Annotated in this window: 22 protein-coding genes and 2 tRNA genes; 14 read left to right on the top strand and 10 right to left on the bottom strand. The window is 59.5% G+C overall.

Annotated features, from left to right (window positions below):
* Nucleotides 1-20 precede the first annotated feature (20 nt).
* Nucleotides 21-614, top strand: coding sequence for a GNAT family N-acetyltransferase (locus EDB94_RS13245; protein WP_108018899.1), 594 nt, complete (start codon nt 21-23; stop codon nt 612-614).
* Here the strand turns inward: EDB94_RS13245 and EDB94_RS13240 are convergent.
* On the bottom strand, nt 611-886 hold the full coding sequence (locus EDB94_RS13240; RefSeq protein ID WP_008174451.1) for an acylphosphatase: 276 nt from the start codon (nt 884-886) through the stop codon (nt 611-613). The two genes, EDB94_RS13245 and EDB94_RS13240, sit on opposite strands and share 4 nt — an antisense overlap.
* An 85-nt stretch (nt 887-971) precedes the next feature.
* On the opposite strand from EDB94_RS13240, the gene EDB94_RS13235 reads away from it, so the two are divergent.
* On the top strand, nt 972-1,745 hold the full coding sequence (locus EDB94_RS13235; protein WP_108018900.1) for a fructosamine kinase family protein: 774 nt from the start codon (nt 972-974) through the stop codon (nt 1,743-1,745).
* Here the strand turns inward: EDB94_RS13235 and EDB94_RS13230 are convergent.
* From EDB94_RS13230 to EDB94_RS13220, 3 genes are all read right to left on the bottom strand, one after another.
* On the bottom strand, nt 1,742-2,689 hold the full coding sequence (locus EDB94_RS13230) for an AEC family transporter (RefSeq protein ID WP_108018901.1): 948 nt from the start codon (nt 2,687-2,689) through the stop codon (nt 1,742-1,744). The genes EDB94_RS13235 and EDB94_RS13230 overlap by 4 nt on opposite strands.
* A 151-nt stretch (nt 2,690-2,840) precedes the next feature.
* Complete coding sequence (locus EDB94_RS13225; protein WP_108018902.1) at nt 2,841-5,174, bottom strand: molybdopterin cofactor-binding domain-containing protein; 2,334 nt, start codon at nt 5,172-5,174, stop codon at nt 2,841-2,843.
* Nucleotides 5,171-5,632: a (2Fe-2S)-binding protein gene (locus tag EDB94_RS13220; RefSeq protein ID WP_008174459.1), complete on the bottom strand. Its 462-nt coding sequence runs from the start codon at nt 5,630-5,632 to the stop codon at nt 5,171-5,173. Before EDB94_RS13220 ends, EDB94_RS13225 begins: the two co-directional genes overlap by 4 nt.
* A 161-nt stretch (nt 5,633-5,793) precedes the next feature.
* On the opposite strand from EDB94_RS13220, the gene EDB94_RS13215 reads away from it, so the two are divergent.
* A complete protein-coding gene (locus EDB94_RS13215; protein ID WP_014576954.1) occupies nt 5,794-6,198 on the top strand; it encodes a DUF1330 domain-containing protein in 405 nt (134 codons plus the stop codon).
* Between the two features lie 11 nt (nt 6,199-6,209).
* Here the strand turns inward: EDB94_RS13215 and EDB94_RS13210 are convergent, their stop codons facing one another.
* Complete coding sequence (locus EDB94_RS13210) at nt 6,210-6,539, bottom strand: branched-chain amino acid transporter permease (RefSeq protein ID WP_008174462.1); 330 nt, start codon at nt 6,537-6,539, stop codon at nt 6,210-6,212.
* Nucleotides 6,532-7,236 (bottom strand): AzlC family ABC transporter permease, encoded by a 705-nt coding sequence (locus tag EDB94_RS13205; protein WP_108018903.1) that lies wholly within the window; start codon nt 7,234-7,236, stop codon nt 6,532-6,534. Before EDB94_RS13205 ends, EDB94_RS13210 begins: the two co-directional genes overlap by 8 nt.
* 168 nt (nt 7,237-7,404) lie before the next feature.
* Here EDB94_RS13205 and EDB94_RS13200 point away from each other — a divergent pair, with 168 nt between their 5' ends.
* The 5 genes from EDB94_RS13200 (at nt 7,405) to pgsA (ending at nt 12,554) form a co-directional block, all read left to right on the top strand.
* The gene (locus tag EDB94_RS13200) at nt 7,405-9,024 is read left to right on the top strand and encodes a methyl-accepting chemotaxis protein (RefSeq protein ID WP_108018904.1); all 1,620 of its coding nucleotides are present in this window, start codon (nt 7,405-7,407) and stop codon (nt 9,022-9,024) included.
* Between the two features lie 84 nt (nt 9,025-9,108).
* Complete coding sequence (locus EDB94_RS13195; RefSeq protein ID WP_008174466.1) at nt 9,109-9,360, top strand: hypothetical protein; 252 nt, start codon at nt 9,109-9,111, stop codon at nt 9,358-9,360.
* A gap of 99 nt (nt 9,361-9,459) precedes the next feature.
* Nucleotides 9,460-10,122: a UvrY/SirA/GacA family response regulator transcription factor gene (uvrY, locus tag EDB94_RS13190; RefSeq protein WP_008174467.1), complete on the top strand. Its 663-nt coding sequence runs from the start codon at nt 9,460-9,462 to the stop codon at nt 10,120-10,122.
* Nucleotides 10,106-11,968, top strand: coding sequence for an excinuclease ABC subunit UvrC (gene uvrC / locus EDB94_RS13185; protein WP_108018905.1), 1,863 nt, complete (start codon nt 10,106-10,108; stop codon nt 11,966-11,968). The genes uvrY and uvrC overlap by 17 nt, the downstream gene beginning before the upstream one ends.
* Nucleotides 11,969-11,975: 7 nt before the next feature.
* The gene (gene pgsA, locus EDB94_RS13180) at nt 11,976-12,554 is read left to right on the top strand and encodes a CDP-diacylglycerol--glycerol-3-phosphate 3-phosphatidyltransferase (RefSeq protein WP_108018906.1); all 579 of its coding nucleotides are present in this window, start codon (nt 11,976-11,978) and stop codon (nt 12,552-12,554) included.
* On the opposite strand, the gene EDB94_RS13175 is transcribed toward pgsA, so the two are convergent.
* The 4 genes from EDB94_RS13175 to EDB94_RS13160 are packed head-to-tail and all read right to left on the bottom strand — an operon-like array spanning nt 12,487 to nt 16,080.
* Entirely contained in the window at nt 12,487-13,140 is a 654-nt protein-coding gene (locus EDB94_RS13175) for an ABC-type transport auxiliary lipoprotein family protein (protein ID WP_146162216.1), read from the bottom strand. The genes pgsA and EDB94_RS13175 overlap by 68 nt on opposite strands.
* The gene (locus tag EDB94_RS13170) at nt 13,137-14,075 is read right to left on the bottom strand and encodes an MlaD family protein (RefSeq protein WP_108018908.1); all 939 of its coding nucleotides are present in this window, start codon (nt 14,073-14,075) and stop codon (nt 13,137-13,139) included. The genes EDB94_RS13175 and EDB94_RS13170 overlap by 4 nt, the downstream gene beginning before the upstream one ends.
* A gap of 2 nt (nt 14,076-14,077) precedes the next feature.
* Nucleotides 14,078-14,911 carry an ABC transporter ATP-binding protein gene (locus tag EDB94_RS13165; protein ID WP_260312599.1) on the bottom strand — a complete coding sequence of 278 codons (834 nt, stop codon included), beginning with the start codon at nt 14,909-14,911 and terminating at the stop codon, nt 14,078-14,080.
* Nucleotides 14,912-14,913: 2 nt separating this feature from the next.
* Nucleotides 14,914-16,080, bottom strand: coding sequence for an ABC transporter permease (locus EDB94_RS13160; protein WP_181259058.1), 1,167 nt, complete (start codon nt 16,078-16,080; stop codon nt 14,914-14,916).
* Between the two features lie 224 nt (nt 16,081-16,304).
* On the opposite strand from EDB94_RS13160, the gene EDB94_RS13155 reads away from it, so the two are divergent.
* The 6 genes from EDB94_RS13155 (at nt 16,305) to EDB94_RS13130 (ending at nt 25,193) form a co-directional block, all read left to right on the top strand.
* Nucleotides 16,305-16,380 (top strand) — tRNA-Gly (locus EDB94_RS13155).
* Between the two features lie 60 nt (nt 16,381-16,440).
* Nucleotides 16,441-16,514, top strand: a tRNA-Cys gene (locus EDB94_RS13150).
* A gap of 168 nt (nt 16,515-16,682) precedes the next feature.
* Nucleotides 16,683-18,398: an NADH-ubiquinone oxidoreductase-F iron-sulfur binding region domain-containing protein gene (locus EDB94_RS13145; protein WP_108018911.1), complete on the top strand. Its 1,716-nt coding sequence runs from the start codon at nt 16,683-16,685 to the stop codon at nt 18,396-18,398.
* Between the two features lie 10 nt (nt 18,399-18,408).
* The gene (fdhF, locus tag EDB94_RS13140; protein ID WP_108018912.1) at nt 18,409-21,300 is read left to right on the top strand and encodes a formate dehydrogenase subunit alpha; all 2,892 of its coding nucleotides are present in this window, start codon (nt 18,409-18,411) and stop codon (nt 21,298-21,300) included.
* A 126-nt stretch (nt 21,301-21,426) separates the two neighbouring features.
* The gene (locus EDB94_RS13135) at nt 21,427-22,548 is read left to right on the top strand and encodes a DNA repair exonuclease (RefSeq protein ID WP_108018913.1); all 1,122 of its coding nucleotides are present in this window, start codon (nt 21,427-21,429) and stop codon (nt 22,546-22,548) included.
* Nucleotides 22,545-25,193, top strand: a complete 2,649-nt coding sequence (locus EDB94_RS13130; protein ID WP_108018914.1) for an AAA family ATPase — start codon at nt 22,545-22,547, stop codon at nt 25,191-25,193. The genes EDB94_RS13135 and EDB94_RS13130 overlap by 4 nt, the downstream gene beginning before the upstream one ends.
* The last annotated feature ends 251 nt before the right edge of the window (nt 25,194-25,444 follow it).

Below are 25,444 nucleotides of genomic sequence, written 5' to 3'. Positions count from 1 at the left end.
CTTTCGACAGGGGGTAGTTTATGGCGGTTTCAATACGCCGGCTCAGCGGTGACCAGATTAAACCATACCTGGATGATCTCGCGCGCCTGAGGATCGAGGTGTTTCGCCATTTTCCCTACCTGTACGACGGTGATATGGACTACGAGCGCAAGTACCTCGATACCTACGCCCGCTCGCCAGAGAGCCTCTTCGTGCTCGCCCTGGATGGCGAATCGGTTATTGGCGCCGCCACGGGCATCCCGATGGACCACGAAACGGACGAGTTCAAAGGGCCGTTCATCGAGCAGGGTTATGAGCCAGACAAGATCTTCTATTTCGGTGAGTCGGTGCTGCTGCCGAATTACCGGGGGCAGGGCATCGGGGTGGCCTTCTTCGACCACCGGGAAGGCCATGCCCGGGAACAGGGCCGTTTCACGCACTCCTGTTTCTGCGCGGTCGAGCGGCCTCAAGATCATCCCCTGAGACCCGCCGATTATCAGCCGCTGGACTCGTTCTGGCACAACCGCGGCTACCGAAAGGTACCGGAGCTGACCACCACCTATTCATGGAAAGATGTGGATCAGGCGGCGGAAACCGCCAAGCCCATGACGTTCTGGCTGAGGCGTATTGCCTAACGAACGCTGAAGTTGCTGAATTCCCCGGTTGGCGATTCCGGCGCAATATCCACCGCATCCACACGCGCATCCGGTGGGCCTTCGGCGCACCAGGTTCTGAGTTCGTCCAGGCGTTCCTCCGGGCCTTCGGCCACAATCTCAACTCGTCCATCGGGCAGATTGCGAGCGAACCCCGTCAAGCCCAGGGAAGAGGCCTTCTGTTCCGTGGAGGCGCGATAGTAGACCCCCTGTACCCGGCCGGATATCAGAAGTTGCCAGCGTTTGGTATCCATGGTTTGCTCCCGCTCGTTCTGTCGTGTCAGGCTTTATTTCAATCTACCGGTTCCGGCACGACCACTTCAAGGAGAGAGAACGCCGATGGCCTCCACCCACATGAAACACAATGCGACTGGTTATGCCGACGCCCTGGTCTGCGAAGCGGAGGGATTGGAACGCCTTGCCAGCGCGCTTGATGAGGCCGGGGTGACTGACGTCGGTGTGCCGCACGTCTATCGGGTGAACGAAACGGAACTCGAAATCACCGCCATCCGGTCTTCAGGTGGCTCAGATCGGGCGCGCGAGGTGCTTGGTGAAGGGCTGGCCAGAATGCATGCCCTGCGTCAGGAGGCGTACGGCTGGGGCAGGGACAATTACATTGGCCTGGCACCGCAACCCAATCGCTGGTGCGACAACTGGGGTGAATTTTTTGTCCACGACCGCCTTGGCTACCAGGTCTCACGTATTCGTGACGCCAGCCAGAGGACTCGCTTCGAACAGGTATTGGACCAGCACGGGGGCTTGCTGATGGACTGGCTGAACGCCCACTGTGAGCACCCGAGCCTGCTCCATGGTGATCTCTGGAACGGTAACGTGCTCTATGGCTCTGACCGCCCCTGGCTGATTGATCCTGCCGTCTACTGCGGTGATCGTGAAGCGGATATCGCCATGACACAGATGTTTGGTGGTTTCGGCGAAGCATTCTACCGGGCCTACAACTCGTGTTACCCACGAACACCGGTTTATGGCATCAAGCGTGAGGTCTACAACCTCTACCATTACCTGAACCACTACAACCTGTTTGGAGGTGGTTACCTGGAGGGTTGCCAGGTGGGTTTTGCCGCGATTGAAACAATAGGTCGGGGCAGGGCCTAGATCAGGCCGGTACTGCGAAGCACGAAGACTCCCAGAGTGACAGTAATGCTTGCCAGAAGGGTCGTCAGGGCGATGATATTGGCCGCCAACCGGTCATTACCGCCTAGCGCCTTCACCATCACGAAACTGGCGGCCGCCGTCGGGCTGGCGAAGAACAGGAACATCAGGCCCAGCTCCGAACCCCGAAAACCGGCTAGCCACGCTGCAGCGGTGCAAAGCGCCGGCAGTATCACCATCTTGAACAGGCTGGAACCCAAGGCTGTTTTGCTGTCACTCCGGATGGCGCTCAGGGATACGGTTGCGCCGATGCAAAGCAGCGCAAGGGGCAGCGTGAGTGAGGCAAAGTAATCGCCGCTAGTCATGACCCAGCCCGGCAGAGAGATATCCAGGGCGGCGAAGGGAATCGCCACGAAGACTGCCAGGATGAGCGGATTTCGGATGATGTCGTGGAAGATCTTCGTCCAGTCCGTTGTTTGCCCCGGTTGGTAGGCCACCAGCACGATCACCGAAAGTATGTTGTAGGAGATGATCACCAGGCCAAGCAGGATGCCACCTGCCGACAGGCCGAAGTCTCCGTAGAGATTGGCGGCGAGCGCCAGGCCGACGATACCGCAGTTACCCCTAAACGCGCCCTGCACGTAAACGCCACGATCCTCCCGAACCACACGCCAGCGGGCCCAGAGCCAGGTGATGGCGAAACTCCCCAGAGTCGCGACCAGGTAGAAGACCAGAAGGCCAGGATTGAACGCGGTATCCAGATCGGCCCGGATGATGCTCAAAAATACCAGGGTCGGCAGGGTGGCCTTGAACACCAGCGCCGAAGCAGTATTCACAAACGCGTTGTCGATCCAGCCGATCCGGCGAAGTCCCAGGCCGATAAAGACCATGGCAAACACGGGCAGTGTCGTTTCCATGGTTTGCAGGAACAGATCGATCAGGGTCATCAAGGGTGGCCGTCGGGTCGAGGAGAGTGACTGGGTTAACCTGAATTATAAGCGGGGAGAAAGCTAGGATGCTATGGGAATACCACGAAGGTATGGGGCGGAGAAGGGGAGTGGCGTAAAAAAACAGGGCCCCGAGGGGCCCTGATCACTTTCAGGCTTTCAGTTGGTCGCCAACGGGCAGGCGCCGGATGCGTTTGCCGGTTGCGGCATAGATCGCATTGCACAACGCCGGCGCTACCGGAGGCAGCCCTGGCTCACCAACACCACCCATGGCCTCATCCGGGTTGTCGACCAGGTGAACCCGCAGGGTTTGGGGTGCATCCGGCATGCGCGGGATCAGGTACTTGTCGAAGTTACCCTGCTGCGCCACACCGTCTTCGAATGTCACCTCGCTTTGCAGCGCGATGCCAATGCCCATGACGATGGCGCCTTCCAGCTGGGAGCGAATCCGCTCCGGGTTGGCCTGCGGGCCGCAATCGAAGGCAATGTCTGCCCGGTGGATGGTGAGCTCGCCCTGATCATCGACTTCCACATCAAAGACAATCGCGGTGTACGACACGAAACTGTGGTGGAAGGCGAGGCCCAACCCTCGATTCTTGCCGGTGGATTTACCCCAGTCCGCCTCCCTGGTTACCCGCTCGATTACGTTACGCATGCGCCCGATGTCGATAGGGTAGAGATCCGGGTCTTCGCCATAATTCCAGCCATCGCCCACCGTGAGATTGTGGATCTCCCGGTCCGGGCCGAGCAGGTCCAGCACGTAGTCGCGATGGTCCTTGCCGGCAGCTACAGCCATCTCATGGGCAAAGCTCTGGATCGCCCAGGCATGGGGCAGGTTGTAGACTGAGCGGAACCAGCCGATTCGCACATGGGCGGGTGCAGGTGGATTCTCCAGCCTCAGGGCCGGCACCGAGAACGGCATGGTGTTGAAACCCATGCCCAGCTCGAATTCGCCCTTGTGTTTCGGGTCGGGCGCAAACAGCGAGCCAATACTGGGGGAGAGGGTCCGGTGCAGCCAGCCGGTGGCCTGCCCGTTGTTGTCCAGTCCCGCTTCGAGATAATCCACGGACACGGCGTGATAGTAGGCGTGGTGAATATCATCTTCCCGTGACCACTGCAGCCGGACCGGCCGACCTTTGAAGGCCTCGGCGATACTGGCCGCTTCAATGGCAAAATCCGGTTTGGACTTGCGACCAAAGCCACCGCCAAGCAGGGTAACGTGAACGGTCACGTTCTTCGCATCCAGGCCCAGTCGCCCGGCCACGGTATCGCGGGTCGCCTGCGGATTCTGAACGGGCGCCCATACCTCAGCCTTGCCGTCCTTGATCCGCACGGTCGCCACCGGGGGCTCCATGGGAGCCTGGGCCATGTGGGGCATGTAGTAGGTGGCGGAAACCCGTTTGTCGGCGTTTTCCAGCGCTGTGTACAGATCGCCATGCTGACGGACGACCTTGCCAGGTTGCTGCGCCGCTTTCTCAAGGGATTCCCTGTAAGTGGCCGACGTATAGCTTGCGTTGTCGCCGGCAGGCTTCAGATTCCAGTCGATCTTCAGAGCCTTGCGACCCTCCATGGCGGCCCAGGTATTCGTTGCCACCACGGCAATACCGCCGAGCGGGCTGAAGCCTGCCGGTTGGCCGGTGCCCTCAACCTGGAGTACTTTCTCAACACCGGGCACCTTGAGTGCCTCGGTGTCGTCGAAATCACCAACTGTAGCCCCGTAAACCGGTGGACGGGCGATCACCGCATAGAGCAGATCCTCGAACGGAACATCAGCGCCATACACCGCCTTACCGGTGACAATATCCTCACCGTCGATGGCTTTAGGGTATGCGGACTTCAGCTCGCCGTTAATGAGGCCGGTTTCCTTGCCAACAAACCGCAGCTCGTCGTCGCGCTTGAGTACCAGTGCATTGCGCCCGGGAACGTCGAGCTCCCGAGCCTTGGCTGCGAGTTCCCCAAAGCCGAGTTCCTTGCCGGAAGGCTTGTGAATGATGGTGTGTACACCAGCTTGCACCTCACTGACCGGCACGCCCCACTCATTGGCGGCCGCCTGCTCCAGCATCTGCCTGGCCGCCGCTGCGGCTCGGCGCATGGGCTGGTACCAGTGGCGCATGCTGCGGGAACCGTCGGTGTTCTGGTTGCCGTATTTGTCGTGATCGCCTTCGGCCTGCTCGACCCTTACCTGATCCCAGTCTGCGCCAAGCTCGTCGGCACCGACCATCACCAGGCTGGTCCGGATGCCCTGACCCATTTCGGAGCGGTTGTTCACAATGGTAACCAGGCCATTAGCATCGATATGGATAAACACGTTCGGGTCGTCCACCCAGCCGCCGGGCATGGCTCCGGCACCGAATTGAGCCTTTTCATTGCCAGCCAGGGCTACATCCCAACGGGCTGCAAGCACCAGGGCAGAGCCACCCGCCAGGCCCATCAGGAAGCGCCTGCGGCTCACGTTGGCTATCATCAAGTTGTCATCGGCGCTCATGCTTCACCCTCCTTGCCGGAAGCCCGTTCGATCGCCGCCAGAATGCGGTTGTAGGTGCCGCAGCGACAGAGATTCCCTGCCATGGCATCCACAATCTCCCCGGTCTCGGGATTCGGTGTTCTTTTGAGCAGCGCTGTGGCGTTCATGATCTGGCCACCCTGGCAGTATCCGCACTGGGCCACCCCAAGATCGAGCCAGGCCTGCTGAACTTTGCTGCCAACCGGGTCGTCGGCCATGGCTTCAATGGTGGTGATCTCGCCACTGGCCGCAGAGACCGGTGTGACGCAGGAGCGGATTGCCGTTCCGTTCAGGTGAACTGTGCAGGCGCCGCACTGGGACATCCCGCATCCGAACTTAGTTCCTTTGAGGCCGACAACGTCGCGGATTACCCAGAGCAGGGGCATGTTGTCGGGGACGTCGAGCTCGTAGCGCTCGCCGTTGATCGTGAGGGTAGCCATAACGTCCTCTCGTTTATGAGTTTTGCGTCTCCTTCACTGTAGCCCTACGAACTGGCAGAGTAAAAAGAGCAATCTGGATGAAAGGTAATAAAATCGCTTGCACGCTCGCCTCGGGCCTGGGCTATAGTAGGCCCCGGAAACAAGAGAAGAAGAGGATAAGGATGGACGCCGTTAATCCCACCCCCGAACAGCTGCAAAAAGTCCTGGCGGATACCCCGAAAGACCAGCCCGTTGTCATGCTGAATCTGCTGCGCTTCCGTGATAGGGCCAATTACAAGGAAGAGGCGCCGGAACGAAGCGGCCGCGAAGCCTACAAGCTCTACATGGAAGAGGCTGCCGCCTGCGTAAAATCGGTCGGCGCAGAAGTCATCTGGTCTGGCCGCAGTGTTGGATCGCTGATTGCGCCCCCGGATGAATCCTGGGATCAGGTGCTTCTGGTCAGGTATCCCTCAATCGATGCCTTCATGGCCATGATCGAAAGCCGGGAATACAAAGGCGTGGTCAAACACCGCACCGCTGCCCTTCAGGATTCACGGCTCGTCGCCAATCTTGAAACCAGGATGTAAATAAAACCGGATCAAAGCCCGGCTTGCTGGATGGCCATGTAGCTGATGGTTCCTGCGGCGATAGAGAGCAGGGCATTGCGGCGCCAGAGGTGAATGATCACCACTAGGACGCCGGGAAGCAGGGCATCAAATCCCATCCATGAGCCGGACCAATCCGCCGAGCGCTGCAGAAATACCGTGGCCAGCAACGCCATCACGGCCGCAGGAAGGTAGCGCCCCAGGTGTCGCACCAGTGGATGTTCCGTGTGCCTCTCGAAAAACAGGAAGGGAATCACCCGCGTGGCAAAGGTCGCGACTGCCGCTACCGCAATGAATGCCGCCAGATAGCCGGATTCACCCATGGCTGCTCTCCTCGCCCGGTGCCTGCCCGCGATGCTTCCGGTATTCGAACAGCAGGACGGCAGTGACCAGCGCAATGGCACCGATCAACTGATGTGCCGGTGGCAAAATCAGCATGGCGACGCCCGCGGCCGCTGCTCCGAGCCAGATTGGGAAACCCTCTCCCAGGGCTTTGAATTGCTCCAGAGTCAGAACAATGAACAGAGCCACCAGTGCGAACTCGATGCCGGTGCTGTCAAAGGCGACATTGTCGCCAAGCAATGCACCAATTGCGCACCCCGCCACCCAGTAACACTGGTTAAAGCCGGTAATTCGGAAATCGACCTCCTGTTCGTGGGCCCGGTTGCTTCCTCGTGGGCGGCTGGTGAGCAAGGAATAGGTTTCATCGGTCAAACCGAAAATCAGATAGAGTTTTCGCCAGCCAGCACCCTTGAACTGGCCCAGCAATGAAAGCCCGTAAAACAGATGGCGGGCGTTCAGAACAAACATCGCAATGAAGACTTCCAGCAGGCCCGCGTTAACGGCCAGAAGGCTGACGGCCAGTATCTGGCCGGCTCCGGCGTAAATCACGATTCCCATCAACGGCGCAGCCCACCAGGCATACTCGAGCTGGGTTGAGAACAGCACACCAAAGGCCATGCCCAGCGGAAGATAGCCGAACAAGATGGGCAGCGTGAGTCTGAAGACGGACTGGTTCATTAGCATCCAAACGGTCAGAAAGCGGCGATCATAGAGAATCGGTGGAATTTTTTGAAGTGGTTAACACCATTAACGAGGGCGAGCGATGAAAAGCTGACGCTGAAAGTGCAATAAAAGTGTCACAAAATCGGCATACCATCCGCGGCATAGCCCGCTGTTGGAGTTGTCATGTTCGGCACAGTAAGAACCCGCATCCTTTTTTTCGCCTTTCTCTCGGTCTTTGCCGTCGCAGGACTTTCCGCTCTGTCCTGGAGCATCATCCTGAAAGCGGAAGACGCCTCCAAAACCCTGATCCAGACCAACCTCAACGAAGCCTGGCTACTGGCGGATCTCGAACAGGACCATCGGCACCTCCAGGATCTTGCCTACAAGATCAAGGCCCAGCTTCTGCTGTGGGATGAAATCGAGACCGAGTTCAGCCGTTTGGAGACCGCTTTGCCGGCACATTGGCAGAGTCTGGAAACGGATCCGGGGTTGAGCGAGTGGGCAGAGGCACATCGTGAGGATTTCGAGCGGGTACTGGCGCTTATCGCCCGGATGAAAGAGGGCATTGCAGAGAAAAGCTATTACCGTGTCGGCCAAGTCGTGGATTTCGATCTGTACCCGGCCATGGAGCCGATGCTCGAAGCGATTGCTGGTCGCCAGTTTCAAAGCAGGAAGTCTGTATCTGACGGCGCCGACGAGTTGCTGTCGTTTCTGGCTGGCCAGCAGACCTTTGTGATTGCCGGTTCCGTGTCCTTTCTGGTTATTGTTATCGCCATGACCTGGTGGTTGAGGCAGTCGGTTATTCTGCGCTTGCAGGGTATGCAAAACGATCTGGTTGCCATGGAAAAGAACGCCGATCTTACACGCGTGCCAGTCCTGAAAGGGCGGGACGAGGTAGCCGGTGTTGCCAATGCACTGGGTGGCTTGGTTTCCCGGTTCGAGCATTTCATCGCAGACATCCGGTCGGCTGCCGGTGGTCTGGATGAACGTTCCGGCGCCCTGGATAACGGTGCGGAATCTCTCCAGGCAGCATCAGAGAAGACTCGGTCGCAGATCCACGACGTCAGCCAGTCCATGGCCGCGATTGCCGACCAGGCCTCGGCCATTGAGCGAGCCACAGATGAGTCGGCCAACACCGTGAAATCTGCGGTGGCGGCCAACGAAGAAGTCCAGCATCGACTCACCACCAGCGAGGGCGCTGCGGAACATACGGTAGATGTCATTTCGCGCGTTTCGGGATCTATTCATGCCCTTAACGAATCCACGGGCAAGATTGAGCAGGTCATCGGAGTGATTGCGGATATTGCTGAGCAGACCAACTTGCTGGCTCTGAACGCAGCGATCGAAGCGGCTCGAGCAGGGGAGCACGGTCGTGGATTTGCGGTGGTAGCCGATGAGGTTCGGACCCTGTCCCGTCGCACCTCTGACTCTACCCGGGATATATCCCAGTGGGTGCAGGACCTTGTATCCGGCGTAAGCAGCGTCGATGCGCTTTTGGAAGAAATGCGCGATGCCGGCAGCAGCAACCGAGAGCATCTGGCTGCCCTCAAGGGACACCTTCAATCCCTGCAGGGCCAGTTCGTGGATCTTGAGAACCACAGCGCCGAGATCAGCTCTGCGGTTGCGTTTCAACGGGACGAGATCGGGCGGGTAGGCCGCCGTTCAACAGCGCTGGACGAAAGCGCCGATTTCCTCATTGAAACCGTCGAGCAAACCCGGACCATCAGCGAAGCGCTCAGGCAGGAGTCGGTCTCAATGCGACAATTGATCGCACGTTTCCGAACGGCCGCAGAACCAGCCTGATCAAGGATTGTTTGCCCGGATCCCCCCTCCGGGCTTCTACCTCGCCACCATAACTCGTAACATGGTGGCGTCAAAGGAGGTAGTATGACCGACAGCGCCGAAAACCAGCCCGAGCAAGACCCCAGACAGGAAAAATTCGTTGTCGACACTGAGTTGCTGACCGAAGACCAGCTCCAGGGCCTGGTGGAAGAGTACTGCACCCGATACCACGGATTGAACGACACCGAGAACCCGATGGGCGAGCAGAGCAGGGTCATGTCTGCGGTGCGCCGGGGCGATTTGGTGGTCTGGTTCGATCCCGTGGAAAACACCGCCGGGCTGGGTGTGCCGGCTTAGGCGTCAGGTGTGTCACGGTATTTGTGTTTGCACCTACCCGGGGCAGGAACTAAACGTTACAATCGCGCTGTTTTCCGAAAGCCGTGTGCGAGGTGAATTTTGATCAGGGTACTGGTTGTAGACGACCATGAGCTGGTGAGGTCCGGTATTACCCGGATGCTGGCTGACAACCCGGACATTGAAGTCATTGGGCAGGCGCCATCCGGAGAGGATGCCATCGATTTCGTCCGCCAGGAGCGGCCGGACATCGTGCTCATGGATATCCGCATGCCAGGCATCGGAGGCCTCGAGGCGACCCGTCGCATACTCCGCATTGATGATTCCATTCGCGTGATCGTGGTAACCGCCTGCGCGGACGACCCCTATCCGACGCGCGTCATGCAAAGCGGTGCCACCGCCTACATCACCAAGGGCGCGGATATCAAAGAGATGGTTCGCGCCATTCGTATGGCTCACACAGGCCAGCGCTATATCAGCCCGGAAATTGCCCAGAAGATGGCCCTGAAGCAACTGGGCGGCGGCGATCGCGACGAGGACGGCGAGCTCTCGCTGTTCGATCGGCTTTCCGAGCGGGAAATGCAGATCGCGATGATGGTGGTGGATTGCCAGAAGGTGCAGGACATTTCGGACAAGCTGTGCCTGAGTCCGAAGACCGTGAACAGCTACCGCTACCGGATCTTCGAGAAACTGGAGATTTCCAGTGATGTCGAATTGGCCCTGATGGCAGTGCGGCTCGGGTTGCTTGATGCCGACAAGGTCTGACCCTGAGAGCACCCACATCGGGGAGTTTGACAGCAAGAGCTTCCTGAAACAGTTGACCGAGCGGCCCGGCGTCTACCGAATGTACGACGAGGGTGGCTCGGTCCTTTACGTGGGCAAGGCCCGCAACCTGAAAAAACGGGTTGGCAGCTACTTCCGCAAGACCGGTCTGGCGCCCAAGACCGAAGCCTTGGTTGGCAAGATTGCCTCTATCGAGGTGACGATTACCGGCAGTGAAACCGAGGCGCTGCTGCTCGAACAGAATCTCATCAAATCGTTACGGCCGCCCTATAACATCCTGCTCCGTGACGACAAGTCCTATCCCTATATCTATTTGTCGTCCCACAGCGATTACCCCTCTCTGACGTTTCGTCGTGGGCGCACCAAAAAGGGAGGCGGTACCTGGTTCGGGCCGTTTCCGAGCTCGGGTGCGGTCAAGGAAAGTCTTAATGTATTGCAGAAGATTTTCCGCATAAGAAACTGTAGTGAAAGCTTTTTCAGGAACCGAACAAGGCCTTGCCTGCAGTATCAAATCAACCGGTGCACGGCACCGTGTGTTGAATACATCACGCCCGAGGAGTACCAGCAGGACATCCGTCACGCCACCATGTTCCTGGAAGGTAAGAACCCTGCCATCCTCCACGATCTGATGAATGCCATGGAGGCCGCTTCCAAGAACCTGGAGTTCGAGAAAGCAGCGGCCTATCGCGACCAGATCAATCATCTGCGCCATGTCCAGGAACAGCAGTCGGTAGACGGTGAGGGCGGCGATGCGGATGTCATCGCCATTGCCCAGGACGCGGGTATCGTCTGCATCGTGGTGATCATCGTGCGCGGAGGCCGTGTGCTCGGCACCAAGGACTATTTCCCCCGTTACTCCATCGAGCAGACCGAGGGCGAACTGCTCAGCGCCTTCCTCGGGCAGTATTATTTCGGCGGCAACACCCGGCGGGAAATTCCGCGGGATATTCTGGTGCCGGTAGAAGTGGAAGGTCAGGAACTGCTGGCCCAGGCCCTCAGCGAGTCTGCAAACCGGGAAACCCGGATTCGGGGCAATGTTCGCGGTGAACGCCGCCGGTGGCTGGAACTGGCCATGACCAACGCCCGCCAGACCCTGCTCACTCACCTGGCGAGCAAGGAGACCGTATACCGGCGCCTGCTGGCCCTGAGGGATCTTCTGGAGCTGTCGGAGACGCCGTCACGCATGGAGTGTTTCGATATCAGCCACAGCCACGGGGAAAATACCGTCGCATCCTGTGTGGTTTTCGATGAGAATGGCCCCCTGAAGAGTGATTACCGCCTGTACAATATCGAGGGGGTGACGGCCGGCGATGATTACGCCGCCATGCGCCAGGTGCTTTCCCGCCGTTACAAGCGGATGGTGGCCGGTGAGGGCAAGCGGCCGGATCTGGTCTTCATTGACGGTGGTAAAGGGCAGTTGAACGTTGCCCGGGAAGTATTTGACGAGCTTGAGATTTCCGACATCCCGCTGATTGGCGTCGCCAAGGGCGTAACCCGTCGTGCAGGCATGGAGCAACTGATAGACGCCATGACCGGAGATGTGTTCCGGGTGCCGGCCGATTCGCCTGCGTTGCACCTGATCCAGCACATCCGGGACGAGTCCCACCGGTTTGCGATAACCGGGCACCGGGCGCGCCGTGATAAAAAGCGCCGGCAGTCTACACTGGAAGGCATTGAGGGCGTGGGACCGAAAAAGCGGCGCGACCTGATTCGATATTTTGGCGGGATACAGGAACTCCGCAAGGCCGGGGTCGACGAGATGACCAAGGTTCAGGGCATCAGCAAATCACTGGCCGAAACCATATACGCAGCATTGCACGACGAGTAAGGACAGCATGAATTTACCAAACATCCTCACCCTTTCCCGCATCATCATGATTCCGGTGTTCGTGGTGATTTTTTACCTTCCGGTGGGGTGGAGCTACCTCGTGAGCGCGGCGATTTTCGGATTGGCGGCGGCCACGGACTGGCTGGACGGTTACCTGGCCCGCAAGCTCGACCAGAGCACGCCGTTCGGCGCCTTCCTCGATCCGGTTGCTGACAAGTTGATGGTGGCTGTTGCGCTGGCGGTGTTGATTGAGGAGCACTCGGCGATTCTGCTGACGATCCCGGCCACTGTGATCATCGGTCGTGAAATTGTCATTTCCGCATTGCGGGAGTGGATGGCAGAGATTGGCAGCCGCGCCAGCGTAGCGGTTTCCTACATCGGCAAAATCAAGACCACTGCGCAGATGTGTGCGATTGTGGGTTTGCTGGCATTTCCTCCCGGCGTGCTCTGGGCTAATGTCGCCCTGGGTCTGCTCTATATTGCTGCAATTCTCACGCTCTGGTCCATGGGGCTTTATCTCAAGGCTGCGTGGGCTGATCTTTTCCCTGAGAAGGCGTCAGGTCAGACGGATAGTCACACGTCCTAGCCCAGTCAATCACCCGGGTGGCCAGATCGCTGCCCGCGGTACCGAATGCCTCGACAATCTGGTCAACGGATGTGCCTGAGGCCGGCTCTACGATCCGGATGCTGCGAGTACACAGGGTGGTCCTGGAGCGGTCGTGAATCATCTGCAGGTGCAGCTCAATGACCACCTCCGGTCCGGATTCCGGGATTTGCGAATGAAACCCTGAGAGTTCGGTGACGAGGGTCAACTCAGCCTGTGCCGGGTTGGTGTCGGTAATGACGTTTGTGTAGGCACCACTTTGACGAAGGCTATTGACCAGTGTGTCCCGAACCACCACTGGCCCGGTGTCCCTCCAGCGTGTCCCCTCATAGGCCCGGAACTCACTGGGTGTGGGCTTGGCCAGAATCCGCGACCCGGCTAAAGGCTCAGAGGCGTAGGGCGTGTCCACGCGAAGCGATGCCATAACGGGTTGCCCGGCCGCCGGTACCGCCCGAACCACAGCCAGGTCCATAACCCTGGGTGGCTCCGGGTTTGGAAACACCGTGCAGCCACTGGTGAGGGCAGCACCGAGGAGAAGCGTCAGGTTTCTGATTGACCTCAATGTCACTGTGCCATCTCCTTCATGGTTTCATTGCCGAACAGCGTGCCCGTGGGATCCTGCTCCAGCCGGTGCGTAAACTGATTCAGGCTGCGCAGGGTTGCCCTTAGCTCCCGTAGCGCGGGCGCCAACTCGCCCATACCCTGCAGCCCGGCATCCATCGCCCCCTGGTTGTTTCGGGTCAACTCGTCAATTCGCTCCATGGTGGTGGTCATTACCGCGAGTGCTTTGTCCATGGATTGCAGAACCCGCTGGCCATCGTTTTGCAGCAGTTCGTTGGCGTTATCCGAAACGTTGGAGACTTTGATTGCGGCTTCTTCGGCGCGAATGGCGGCGGCATCGAATTGTTCGAGCAGGGCGATCAGCTGTTCCCGGCGGTCGAGCAGGGCGTCTGTGGCTTCCCGAGTGTTTTCCAGGATGGCCGATGCGTTGTCGATGTTGTCAGCCGATAACAGCGCCGTCGCGCTGGTAAGCAGCTGGTCGGCCTTGGCCAGGAGTTGCTCGCCGTTGGAAAGCAGGCTGGTGAACGCCGAGGGCTCGGCAATGATTACCGGCGGGTTGTCCTCGTCACCTTGCAACGCGGGTTTGTCCGGGCTTCCACCACTGAACTGGACGCTCATGCTGCCGGTGATATTGGCGAGCACCAGGCCGGCTTTCGTGTTCTCCCGAATGGGAACCGACTGATCCACCCGAACCAAAACCCGCACATGGCCGGGATTGTCCGGGTCCAGCTTCATCTCCACCACATCACCAACCTGAACACCGCTGTAAAGCACAGGGTTACCTTCGGACAGGCCGCCGACGGCGTGATCGAACACAATCTCGTAGTAGCCCCATTCCCGATCGGCGGAGGATTTCGCCAGCCACAGAGAAAAGATCAAGGCGGCGGCAAAGGCCAGGATGGTAAACAGGCCAATGATCAGGTGGTGGGCCCTTGGCTCCATGGTTACTGCTCCTGATTCCGTTTTTCCAGATAATCCCTGAATGCGTAACTCGCTGCCCGGCCACGGGGCCCGTTAAAGTAGTCCTGGACCCAATCGTCCTCCGTGGCTGCAACCTTTTCCAGCGTATCAGCTACCAGCACCTTGCGCTGTGACAGTACCGCAACCCTGTCACAGGTTGAGTACAGGGTGTCCAGATCATGGGTGACCAGAAACACCGTCAGCCCCAGCGCATCCCGCAGCGTCACGATGAGTCTGTCGAAGGCGGCAGCGCCAATCGGATCCAGCCCCGCGGTGGGCTCATCCAGGAACAGTATCTCAGGATCAAGGGCCAGGGCCCGTGCCAGGCTTGCGCGTTTCACCATACCGCCGGAAAGCTCGGACGGATACCGAACCGCTGCGTCAGGTGATAACCCGGTCAGCGCCAGCTTCATGCGCGCCAGCTTTTCCGCTTCTGGCCGTTTCAGGCCCGCGTGCTCGATCAGCGGAACGGCGATATTCTCCTGCAGGTTCAGGGACGTAAACAGGGCGCCACCCTGGAACAGCACACCGAAGCGCTGCTCTATGCGCGAACGCGCCCGTGCCGAAAGCTGGATAAGATCCTCGCCAAATACCCGGATGTGGCCAGAGGCTGGCGTATTCAGGCCGACGATGCTGCGCAAAAGTACCGTCTTGCCAGTACCGGAACCGCCGACCACGCCCAGAATTTCACCCCGCAGCAGATCCAGGTCCAGATCCTCGTGCACAATGTGATCGCCAAAGCGGTTGCACAGGTCCCGCACCTCAATGACCGGCTCATTGCTTGTTTGAGGATTTGGAGACGCTGCCATATCTGCCATGATCACCAGCCCATTTCCATAAAGAATAGTGCAGCGATGGAATCCAGCAGAATAACCATGAAGATCGACTGGACCACGCTGGAGGTGGTGTGCTCACCTACCGATTGGGCACTGCCAGCCACCTTGAAGCCTTCCAGGCAGCCAATCACTGCAATCAGGAAGGCAAAGATCGGCGCCTTAACAATGCCCACAACGAAATGCTGAAGGGCGATGTCCCGCTCAACGATGGCCATGAACTGCGTCGGCGTTATATCCAGCACCAGCGCGCAGACCATGGCGCCGCCCACCATACCCGAGATCATCCCCACAAAGGTGAGAATGGGCAGGCTCACCATCATGGCCATCACCCTGGGCAGCACGAGCAGTTCAATGGGGTTCAGGCCCAGGGTGCGGATGGCATCCAGCTCCTCGTTAACCTTCATGGCGCCAATGTGGGCGGTAAACGCGCTGGCGGTTCGACCGGCCAGAAGGATCGCGGCCAGCAGCACCCCGAATTCCCGCAGGAAGGAAAACGCCACCAGGTTCACCGTGTAAATGGTTGCGCCGAAATCGTCCAGCACGGTTGCACCCAGAAAAGCCACCACAGCGCCCACCAGAAAAGTCAGCAGTGCCACGATAGGCAGGGCATTCAGGCCGGTGTCATGAACCGCAGCCACAAAGGGCGTCATCCGCCAGCGCCAGGGCCGGGGAAGGTTCCAGGCCAGGGTGCCGAGGGTCTGGCCAATAAAGCCCACAAGAATCCAAAGCAGCCGGAAGATGCTTTCCACCTTCTGGCCGGTTCCGGTCACAAAGCTCCAAACGAGGGAGGGCGCGCGCCGATCCGCCTCAGGCTGATTTTTCATGGCCTCGCAAACAGCAGCAATCAGGGCCGATGTTTCCCGGGGCAATTCGCTATCGGCCGTAGCGGCTTCGAGCAAACGCTCCGGGCCGATCAGGGAGGCCAGTTGTGAGGCTCCGGCGGTATCAATTCGCGTCAGCCCCGAGAGGTCGATCGACAGTTTATTCATATCCCCGGAGGACATGGATGACGCCAGGGACGCCAGAGACCGGTAATGGCTCAACAGCCAGTCGCCGTTAACACTCAGCGTGCCGGCTTCAACGGTGACGGATCCGGGGCTGGATGTCTGTTGTTGTGGATCGGTCTGCTCGGATGAATCAGGACTGGGCACGTTCTGTCGAATCCCTGAGTGATGTTGCCTGCCAATCCCTAGCTTAAAGACTGCAGGGGATCTCTGCCAGTGACGAAGGTGCATGTTTGCATGCTGCCACGCAATTGGCCAAACTTTGCCCACAATCTCCAGTAAAACAAAAACTTGATAAAAAACTATTGACGCCCGAACGGTAATCCGTAGAATACGCAGCCGTTGACGAGGCAATGCCCCGGAAACAAAGAGCGGGAATAGCTCAGTTGGTAGAGCACAACCTTGCCAAGGTTGGGGTCGCGAGTTCGAATCTCGTTTCCCGCTCCAATTTCAAGTCTCTCATTGCCCACCTGAGAGCACAAAGATCCGATCCCTTCGATCTTTTCCGGCGCGGTGGCAGAGTGGTTATGCAGCGGACTGCAACTCCGTGTACGCCGGTTCGATTCCGACCCGCGCCTCCATTATTTTCTCTTCTTTCTTTGATTGCAGCTTCAGGCCAGATTAGTCTCGCTATGCAGCAAATTTGCGATCATCTGGCGCCTCAACACCCTGATATGCTTCAATGACTTGTATCTTGTCAGACCAGCCACCACGGCTGTCTGCTGTATCTCGGTGCGTGGTCGAAAATAATGAAAACAGACGAACAGAAGGTCAAACGCCCTCGTTCCGGCCTTCGTGGCCGACAGCTGGAACCCGCTGTGCTGTCGGGGCTTCGGGAACTGATCGGTGACGAACGCGTTGATTCGTCATTGCGGCATCGCGATCGACTGATCGAGCACCTGCATTTGATCCAGGATGCCGATGGCTACCTCTCCATGCCCCGTCTCCGGGCCCTGGCGACTTTCATGAACCTGCCCATGGCCGCTATTTATGAAACGGCCACCTTCTACGCCCATTTCGACATTGTTCACGACGAACAAACACCTCCACCGGCAATAACCCTGAGAGTGTGCGATTCGCTTTCGTGCCAGCTGGCGGGCGCAGGCGCGCTGCACGACGCTTTGGCTGATGGTGCTGACCCCAATCAGGTGCGTGTGGTTCAGGCGCCTTGCATGGGGCGCTGCGATACGGCGCCCGTGGTCGCCGTGGGTCAGCATCATGTAGGCAACGCCACTGTCCAGACGGTTGGCGCCGCAGTGGAACAACAGCAGGTTCAACCCGACGAGATCCATTGGCAAAAGCTGTCGGATTATCGCTCCGCAGGTGGTTACGACTTACTGAAAGATTGCCGCGAGGGCCGGGTTACCGTCGAGTCCCTTGCCGAGGAACTTGAGCAGGCCGGCTTGCGGGGCCTCGGCGGTGCCGGATTCCCCACCTATCGCAAATGGCAGGCCGTGCGAGCCGAAACCGGGCCACGTTACGCGGTGATTAACGCGGACGAAGGAGAGCCTGGAACGTTCAAGGATCGCTATTACCTTGAACGCGAGCCCCACGGATTTCTGGAGGGTGCCCTGGTCAGTGCCTGGGCGGTGGAGGCGCGGGCTCTCTACATCTACCTGCGGGATGAGTATCCCGGCCTCCTCGTTGTGCTGAAAGACGCCATTGCCGAATTGGAAGCTGCCGGCATCGTAGAACCTGGTTTTGTGATCCTGCGCCGAGGTGCCGGTGCCTACATTTGCGGCGAGGAATCGGCCCTGATCGAGTCTCTTGAGGGCAAACCCGGCAAGCCCCGCCACCGCCCGCCGTTCGTTGCCCAGAAAGGGCTGTTTGGTCAGCCCACTCTGGTCAACAACGTCGAGACGGTTTACTGGATCCCCCGCATTCACGCCCAGGGCCCTGATTGGTATGCAAACCAGGGGCGGCATGGTCGCAAGGGGCTTCGCAGTTTCTCGGTCTCCGGGCGGGTCGCCAGGGCTGGCGTTCATGTGGCGCCTGCGGGCATTACGCTTAATGAGCTCATTGAGGAATACTGCGGCGGCATGGCAGAAGGGCACCGCCTCCTGGCTTATCTGCCCGGCGGCGCTTCCGGCGGCATACTGCCGGCCAGCAAAGCCGATATTCCGCTGGATTTTGACACGCTTCAGGAGCACGGTTGCTTCATCGGTTCTGCCGCTGTGATTGTTCTGTCTGATCAGGACGATCTGCAAGCCGCGGCCGCCAACCTTTTGGGCTTCTTTGCGGATGAGTCCTGCGGCCAGTGCACACCCTGCCGTGTGGGTACTGAAAAAATGCTGACGTTGCTTGAGCGGGATACCTGGGATGAACAGACGCTAAAGCAACTCGCCGCCGTGATGGCCGATGCGTCCATCTGTGGTCTTGGCCAGGCCGCGCCCAATCCGGTGCTGAGCCTGCTGCGGGATTTCCGCGGCGAACTGGCCAGCCACAACCTCATCGCTAAAGGGTAGGGAGGCAGCCATGAGCGAATCGAAAAAAGCCATGAGCCATTCCAGCAAAAGCTTTATCCTGACCCTGGACGATATCGAAGTCGAGGCCTTCCCCGGCGAAACCCTCTGGCAGGTTGCCAAACGAGCCGGAGAGACCATCCCCCACCTGTGCTTCAAGGATGCCCCGGGCTACCGTGCCAATGGCAATTGCCGGGCCTGCATGGTGGAAGTGGAAGGCGAGCGGGTGCTGGCAGCAAGCTGCATTCGGGAGGCTGCGCCCGGCATGGTCGTGCGAAGCGCGGGCTCTTCACGGGTTCAGGCGGCCCGTAAAGGCGTTCTGGAATTACTGCTGGCCGACCAGCCCGAGCGAGAGCGCAGCCCCGATCGGTCCAGCCATTTGTGGGATACCGCGGACCAGCTGGCCATCGATGCCGCTGCCGTGCGCCAGCGCCTGCCGGCACGTTCAGATCGCGAAGGGCCGACGGTCCACCATGTTGAACCCCGTTCCGATTCTCTGCCACACGCCGGCGGCCACGACGCTACCCACTCGGCCATGCACGTCAATCTCGACGCCTGCATCACCTGTGGTCTGTGCGAGCGGGCCTGCCGGGAAGTGCAGGGCAACGATGTGATTGGGCTGGCCCACCGGGGGGCCGCTTCGAAGGTCATCTTCGATTTTGACGACCCCATGGGCGACAGCACCTGCGTTGCCTGCGGCGAATGCGTGCAGGCCTGCCCGACAGGGGCGCTTATGCCGGCAACCCTGATCGATGACCAGGGCCGGGGAGACTCTACGACGGCGGACCGGACCGTGGACTCCATTTGCCCATACTGCGGCGTAGGCTGCCAGCTCAGGTACCACATCAAGGATGAGCCTGCCGACACCAAAACAGAGTCAGGCCTTCAAAGAGGAAGAATTCTTTTTGTGGAGGGCAGGGATGGCCCCTCCAACCAGGGCCGGCTCTGTGTGAAAGGCCGCTTCGGCTTCGATTATCCCGCGCACCCGGCCCGGCTGACACGACCACTGATTCGACGGGAGGGCGTCCCCAAAGGGCTCGACCCTGACTTTGATCCGGCCAATCCCCTGACGCATTTTCGCGAGGCAAGCTGGGAAGAAGCGCTGGAACTGGCGGCGAACGGTCTAACCGAACTCAAAGGCCAGCATGGCCCCAACGCACTCGCCGGCTTTGGCAGCGCCAAGTGTTCCAACGAAGAAGCCTGGCTGTTCCAGAAGCTGGTAAGAACCGGTTTTGGCTCCAACCACGTGGACCACTGCACACGGCTTTGCCACGCCAGCTCCGTGGCGGCGCTGATGGAGTGCCTCGGCTCGGGTGCCGTAACGGCCTCCTTCATGCAGGCGCTCCAGGCAGACGTGGTGATCCTCACCGGCTGCAACCCGGCGGTGAATCACCCGGTAGCAGCTACCTACTTCAAGCAGGCAGCCCGTAACGGCACCAAACTGATCATCATTGATCCCCGGGGCCAGTCGTTGGACGCCTATGCCTGGCGCAGCGTGCGTTTTTCGCCGGGTGGCGACGTATCGCTTTTCAACGCCATGCTCAATGTGATCATCAGCGAGGGGCTTTTCGACAAGGACTACATCGATACCCATACCGAAGGCTTCGAGGCGCTCGCGGCAAGTATCGAAGGCATGACCCCGGAAGTGATGAGCCCGGTCTGCGGCGTCGACCCCGACACGATTCGTGAAGTGGCCCGTGCCTACGCGCAGGCCGATAGCGCGATGATCTTCTGGGGCATGGGCATCTCCCAGCACGTGCACGGTACCGACAACGCCCGCTGCCTGATTTCTCTGGCCCTGACCTGCGGCCACACCGGCCGTCCCGGCACCGGCCTCCATCCGTTGCGCGGGCAAAACAACGTGCAGGGCGCCTCCGATGCCGGCTTGATCCCCATGGTGCTGCCAGACTACCAGCCGGTGGGGGATGCCCAGTTGCGAGCCGCCTTCGAAGAACTCTGGAATACCAAACTGCACCCGGAGCCTGGGCTGACCGTGGTGGAGATTATGGACGCCATCAGGGCGGGCACCATCAAGGGCATGTACATCCTCGGTGAAAACCCTGCGATGTCCGATCCGGACCTCACCCACGCCCGGGCCGCGCTTGGCGCTCTCGAGCACCTGGTGGTTCAGGATCTGTTTGTTACCGAGACCGCCCAGTTCGCCGACGTCATCCTGCCCGCAGCCGCCTGGTCGGAAAAGTCCGGCACCGTCACCAACACCAACCGGCAGGTGCAAATGGGCCGGGCTGCCCTTGCGCCACCAGGTGATGCAAAACCCGACTGGTGGATCATCCAGGAAATGGCCCGTCGTTTCGGGCTTGGCTGGAACTACGAAGGCCCCGAGCAGGTGTTTGCCGAGATGAAACAGGGCATGCATTCGCTGGATCATATCTCCTGGTCCCGGCTGGAGCGGGAAGGGTCTGTGACCTATCCGTGCCCGGCGGACGACGCGCCCGGCGATGATGTGGTCTTTGCCGATGCGTTTCCCAGGTCCGGGGGTAAAGCCAAATTCTCTCCGGCCAGCCCGCTGCCTCCCGACGAGCCGGTGGATGAAGCCTACCCCACGGTGCTGACCACAGGGCGTTTGCTGGAGCATTGGCACACGGGCGCCATGACCCGTCGAAGCCGGGTACTGGACGAACGGGAACCCGAAGCGGCGGCTTTTCTGGCGCCTGCGGAGCTGGATCGCCTGGGCGTGGCCTCCGGAGAGAACATCCACATCGCCACCCGGCGGGGCAGCATCACTCTCACGGCGCGGGCTGATCAGACCATGCCCGAGGGCATGGTGTTTGTGCCTTTCGCGTTCGTGGAAGCAGCGGCCAACCTGCTCACCAACCCGGCTCTGGACCCCTTCGGGAAGATTCCGGAATTCAAATACGCAGCGTGCAGGTTGAGCCCGGCCTAGTTTCCCAAACCAACTGGCTTTGCCTGAGCTCTGCCTGAACGACAGTCGTCGTCGCATCGCGTCTGTAAACTAAGCGCAGTTGGTCTAAAATGGCGCCAAAATTTCCAGATTTCTCAGGGACATAAAATGCCAAAGTTTTTGCATACGGCAGACTGGCAGATGGGCCGGGCCTTTACCCGTTTCGAAACGGAAGACGGTGCAGCCCTGGTCGAGGCCCGGTTCGAGGCCATTGAAACGCTTGCACGGCTGGCAAATGAGCATCACTGCGATGCGGTTCTGGTCGCCGGTGACGTCTTTGACGCCCAAACGGTGTCCGACCGCACCATACGGCGGGTATTCAACGCCACGAAAGCGTTCGCCGGCCCCTGGGTCATGCTTCCGGGTAACCACGACGCCGCACTCGCCGAGAGCGTGTGGACGAGAGCCCAGCGCCTGGGTGCGGTACCGGAGAATGTGCATCTCGCGCTTCAGCCCGGCGTGATAGATCTGGAACCCGAGCGCCTCAGCGTCCTCTGCGCACCGCTGACCCAGCGCCACACGTATGGTGATCTCACCGAGCCCTTCAGCGGTTACGAGACTCCGGAAGGTTTCATAAGAATCGGCCTGGCCCATGGCAGTGTCCAGGGCCTGTTGCCGGACGAGATTGATTCCACCAACCCCATCGCACCGAACCGTGCGGAAGCCAGCAGGCTCGACTACCTCGCCCTGGGCGACTGGCACGGCACCAAACAGATTGATGAGCGCACCTGGTACAGCGGGACGCCCGAGCCGGAACGGTTTCGTAACAACGAAGCGGGCAATGCCCTGATCGTTGAGGTGTCCGAGCCAGGCACAACTCCCTCAGTAACCCGACTACCAACCGGGCGGTATCAATGGCACCAATGGCGGGAAACCCTCGCAGTTCACTCCGATCTTGAACAGTTACTGGAACGTTTGAACGACTTGCCCGAATCCGCCGTGGTCGATCTGCGCCTTGAAGGCTCGGTGACCCTGGCTGGCGAGGAAACCCTGTTGAAGGCTTTGTCGGTCGCAGAAGCACGATTCCGCAGCCTTCGCTGCGAGCGAAGTGGGCTCCAGCTTGCCCCGACCGACGAAGACATCGCGGCTCTTAAAGCGGATGGCTACGTGGGCGAAGTGGTTGAGAGCCTGCGCGATCGGCAAGAAGGCGCGCAGGATGACACCGCCCGGGATGCGCTGGCTATCCTGGCCGGTTTACTGCGGGAGTGTGAACAGGAGGCGGGGCAATGAAGCTGCAGCGAATGCGCATCGAACAGCTGCGCCAATTCCGCAAACCCTTTGTTCTGGACAACCTGCAGCCCGGCCTCAACCTGATTCACGGGCCCAACGAGTCCGGCAAAAGCACGCTGGTACGTGCCATCCGTGCCGCGTTTTTCGAGCGCTATCGCTCAACCGCCGTTGACGACCTTCGCCCGTGGGGCGACTCCGCTGCGGCGCCCACCATTGAGCTGGATTTCGAGCACGACAACCGCGTTTGGCGGCTCACCAAAAGCTTTCTGCAGCGTAAACGGTGCGACCTGGTTGTTGGCACCGAGTCTTACAGTGAAGACGATGCGGAAGAAAAACTGGCGGAACTGCTGGGCTATCAGTACCCGAAACGGGGCGCCAGCAAAGCCGAGCACTGGGGCATTCCGGGACTATTGTGGGTCGAGCAGGGCACCGGGCAGGACATTGAACAGGCCATAGAACACGCCGGAGATCATCTGAAATCCGCCCTGAATTCCATGGTCGGCGAGGTGGCCAGTTCCGGGGGCGATGACCTGATCGAGACGGTTCGCAGCCAGCGGGACATCCTGCTCACAGGAACCGGCAAGCCCCGTGGAGATTACCTGAAACTGGAAAAAGACCGCGCCCAGTACCAACTTGAAATCGAAGAGCTGAAGGAGCGAGTTCATAAATACCAGGAGCAGGTCGACCGGCTTGGCAAACTGACCCACGACTATGAGCAGGCGGAATCCGAGCGGCCCTGGGAAGACGCTCAACGCCATCTGGAGGAAGCCCGGGCGCGCTATCAAAAGGTCGAGCGCCTGGAGCAGGAGCAAAACCAGGAAAAGGCGACGTTTGCCCAGCAGCAGCAAAACCATCGATTGTTGCAGCAGAACAAAGAGCATCTGGAAGGGCTCAGTCGCCAGTTGGAGAGCCGAAAGGCAGAGCTGGATCGCGCTGAGCACGACCTCGACTTGGCTCAAGCACAAACGCCGGCCGTCACAGGCCGTTTAACCGACGCAAGAACCGCCTACGAGCAAGCGGAAAAGCAACGGAAACTGGCGGGGCTGCTGCAAACCCGGCAGCGGCTGGAGCAGGATTTGAGGCGGCTTGAACACCAACAACAAGTGATCAGCCAGAACCTCGCCAAAGCCAGGGAATACCAACAGCAGTTAGAGCAAGCTAGGCAGCAGGCCAGGGAAAACCGGATCGATCCAGAGTTGGTTAAAAAACTGCGAGCGACCGGGAGCCAGCTCAACGAAGAGACCATTCGCTCACAGACCATCGCCACCCGATTGAGCTGGCGGCTGGAGGCTGACGCATCACTGACGCTGAACAACGAGCAGCTTGTCGGGCAGGGCGAACAACAGCTTCTGGAAGAATCGACACTGGTTATTCCTGGTGTGGGTACCCTGGGCATAACACCCGGCGGGGAAGAACTGGCCAGCACGCGCCGGAAGCTCAAAGCGCTGGAAGAGAACCTGGCGGAACAGCTGAAGACCCTTGGCGTGGAATCGGTGAAGCAGGCAGAGGATCGTCTTTCCGCGTTCGAAACTGCCGAAAGGGCCGTAAAGCACGCGGAAGATCTGTTCAAAACCGTGGCCCCGGCGGGCATGGAGCAACTCGTCTTTGACCAAAGCGAGGCCGAAAGCGAACTGGAAAAAGCCAGGAAACAGCTGGAATCCACGCCGAAGCCGGATTCGAACGAACCAGTTCCCACCCTGGAGGAGGCCGAGGCCGAATTTACCCAGGCCAGCGCTGCCCTGGATAAAGCGGAATCCGATGAGCGAGCGTATCAGTCCAGGCTCTCGGCCCTGAAGCAGGCCCGGGACAATGCCAAAACGGAATGGCAGCGGCTGGCGAATGAAGAAAAGAGCCCGGAACGCCAACAGCAACTTCGCCAGATAACCACCGATCTGGCCAACCTCGAAAAGCAGCAGGCCGAACTGGAAGCCAGCCTTGAGCGTCGCGAAAGGGAAATTCGCGATGCCCGCCCGGAGTTTCTCCGACAGGACATCGAGCGCTACCAGAACGCGGTCAACCAATTGCGCCAAACCCAGGAAAACCGGGGGCGAGAACTGCGCGACATCAAAGTCAGGCTGGAAGCCTGGGGCGCGGAAGGGCTGGAAGAACAGCTCAACGAGAAAGAGGCGGAACTCGACCAATGCAATCGTCGCTACGAGGAACTGCACCGCCGTGCCCAGGCCCTGGACCTGCTGCTCAATCTGCTCACGGAAAAACGCCAGGCCCTGACACGCCGTCTGCAGGCGCCCCTGCAAAAGCACCTCAATCACTATCTCTCTGTGCTTTTCCCGGAAGCCTCGCTGGAAGTCGACGAACAGCTACGGCCCGGTACCTTTAGCCGCGGCACTGAGCTTGGGCTGATCACCGAACTGAGCTTTGGCGCCCGTGAACAGATGGGCCTGATCAGCCGCTTGGCCTATGCCGATCTTCTGCGGGAAGCAGGAAGGCCAACGCTGGTCATCCTGGACGACACCCTCGTGCACAGTGACAGCGACCGCCTGGAAGACATGAAACGCATCCTGTTTGATGCGGCCAGCCGGCATCAGATTCTGCTGTTTACCTGCCACCCAGGGAACTGGAACGACCTTGGTGTACCACCTATTGACCTCCAGAGCTTGAAGGTTCATGCAGTTGCACAGGCATGATTAGCGACGCCAAGCAGTGCTTTGCAAGTTACGGACGGCTGGCCGGCAAGCTGGATACTCGGTTGTGGCTGTCCGGTGCGTCCACATTGTGGAAGCGCTCGATCTATCTGGTGTCATGTAAGGCTACACCGTAATCGATAGCAATGGCTCAATGGTCAGAAAATAACTGTCGTGAGGATCGCGGATCTCATGGAAATCCGACACGTTAGGGGTTAGCGTCATCCTGCCGGATTTAGTTAGATTGCGAGATA

It is taken from the genome of Marinobacter sp. 3-2 (assembly GCF_003751355.1).
GTDB lineage: Bacteria > Pseudomonadota > Gammaproteobacteria > Pseudomonadales > Oleiphilaceae > Marinobacter > Marinobacter adhaerens.
This window is presented reverse-complemented; position numbering and strand designations above follow the sequence as displayed.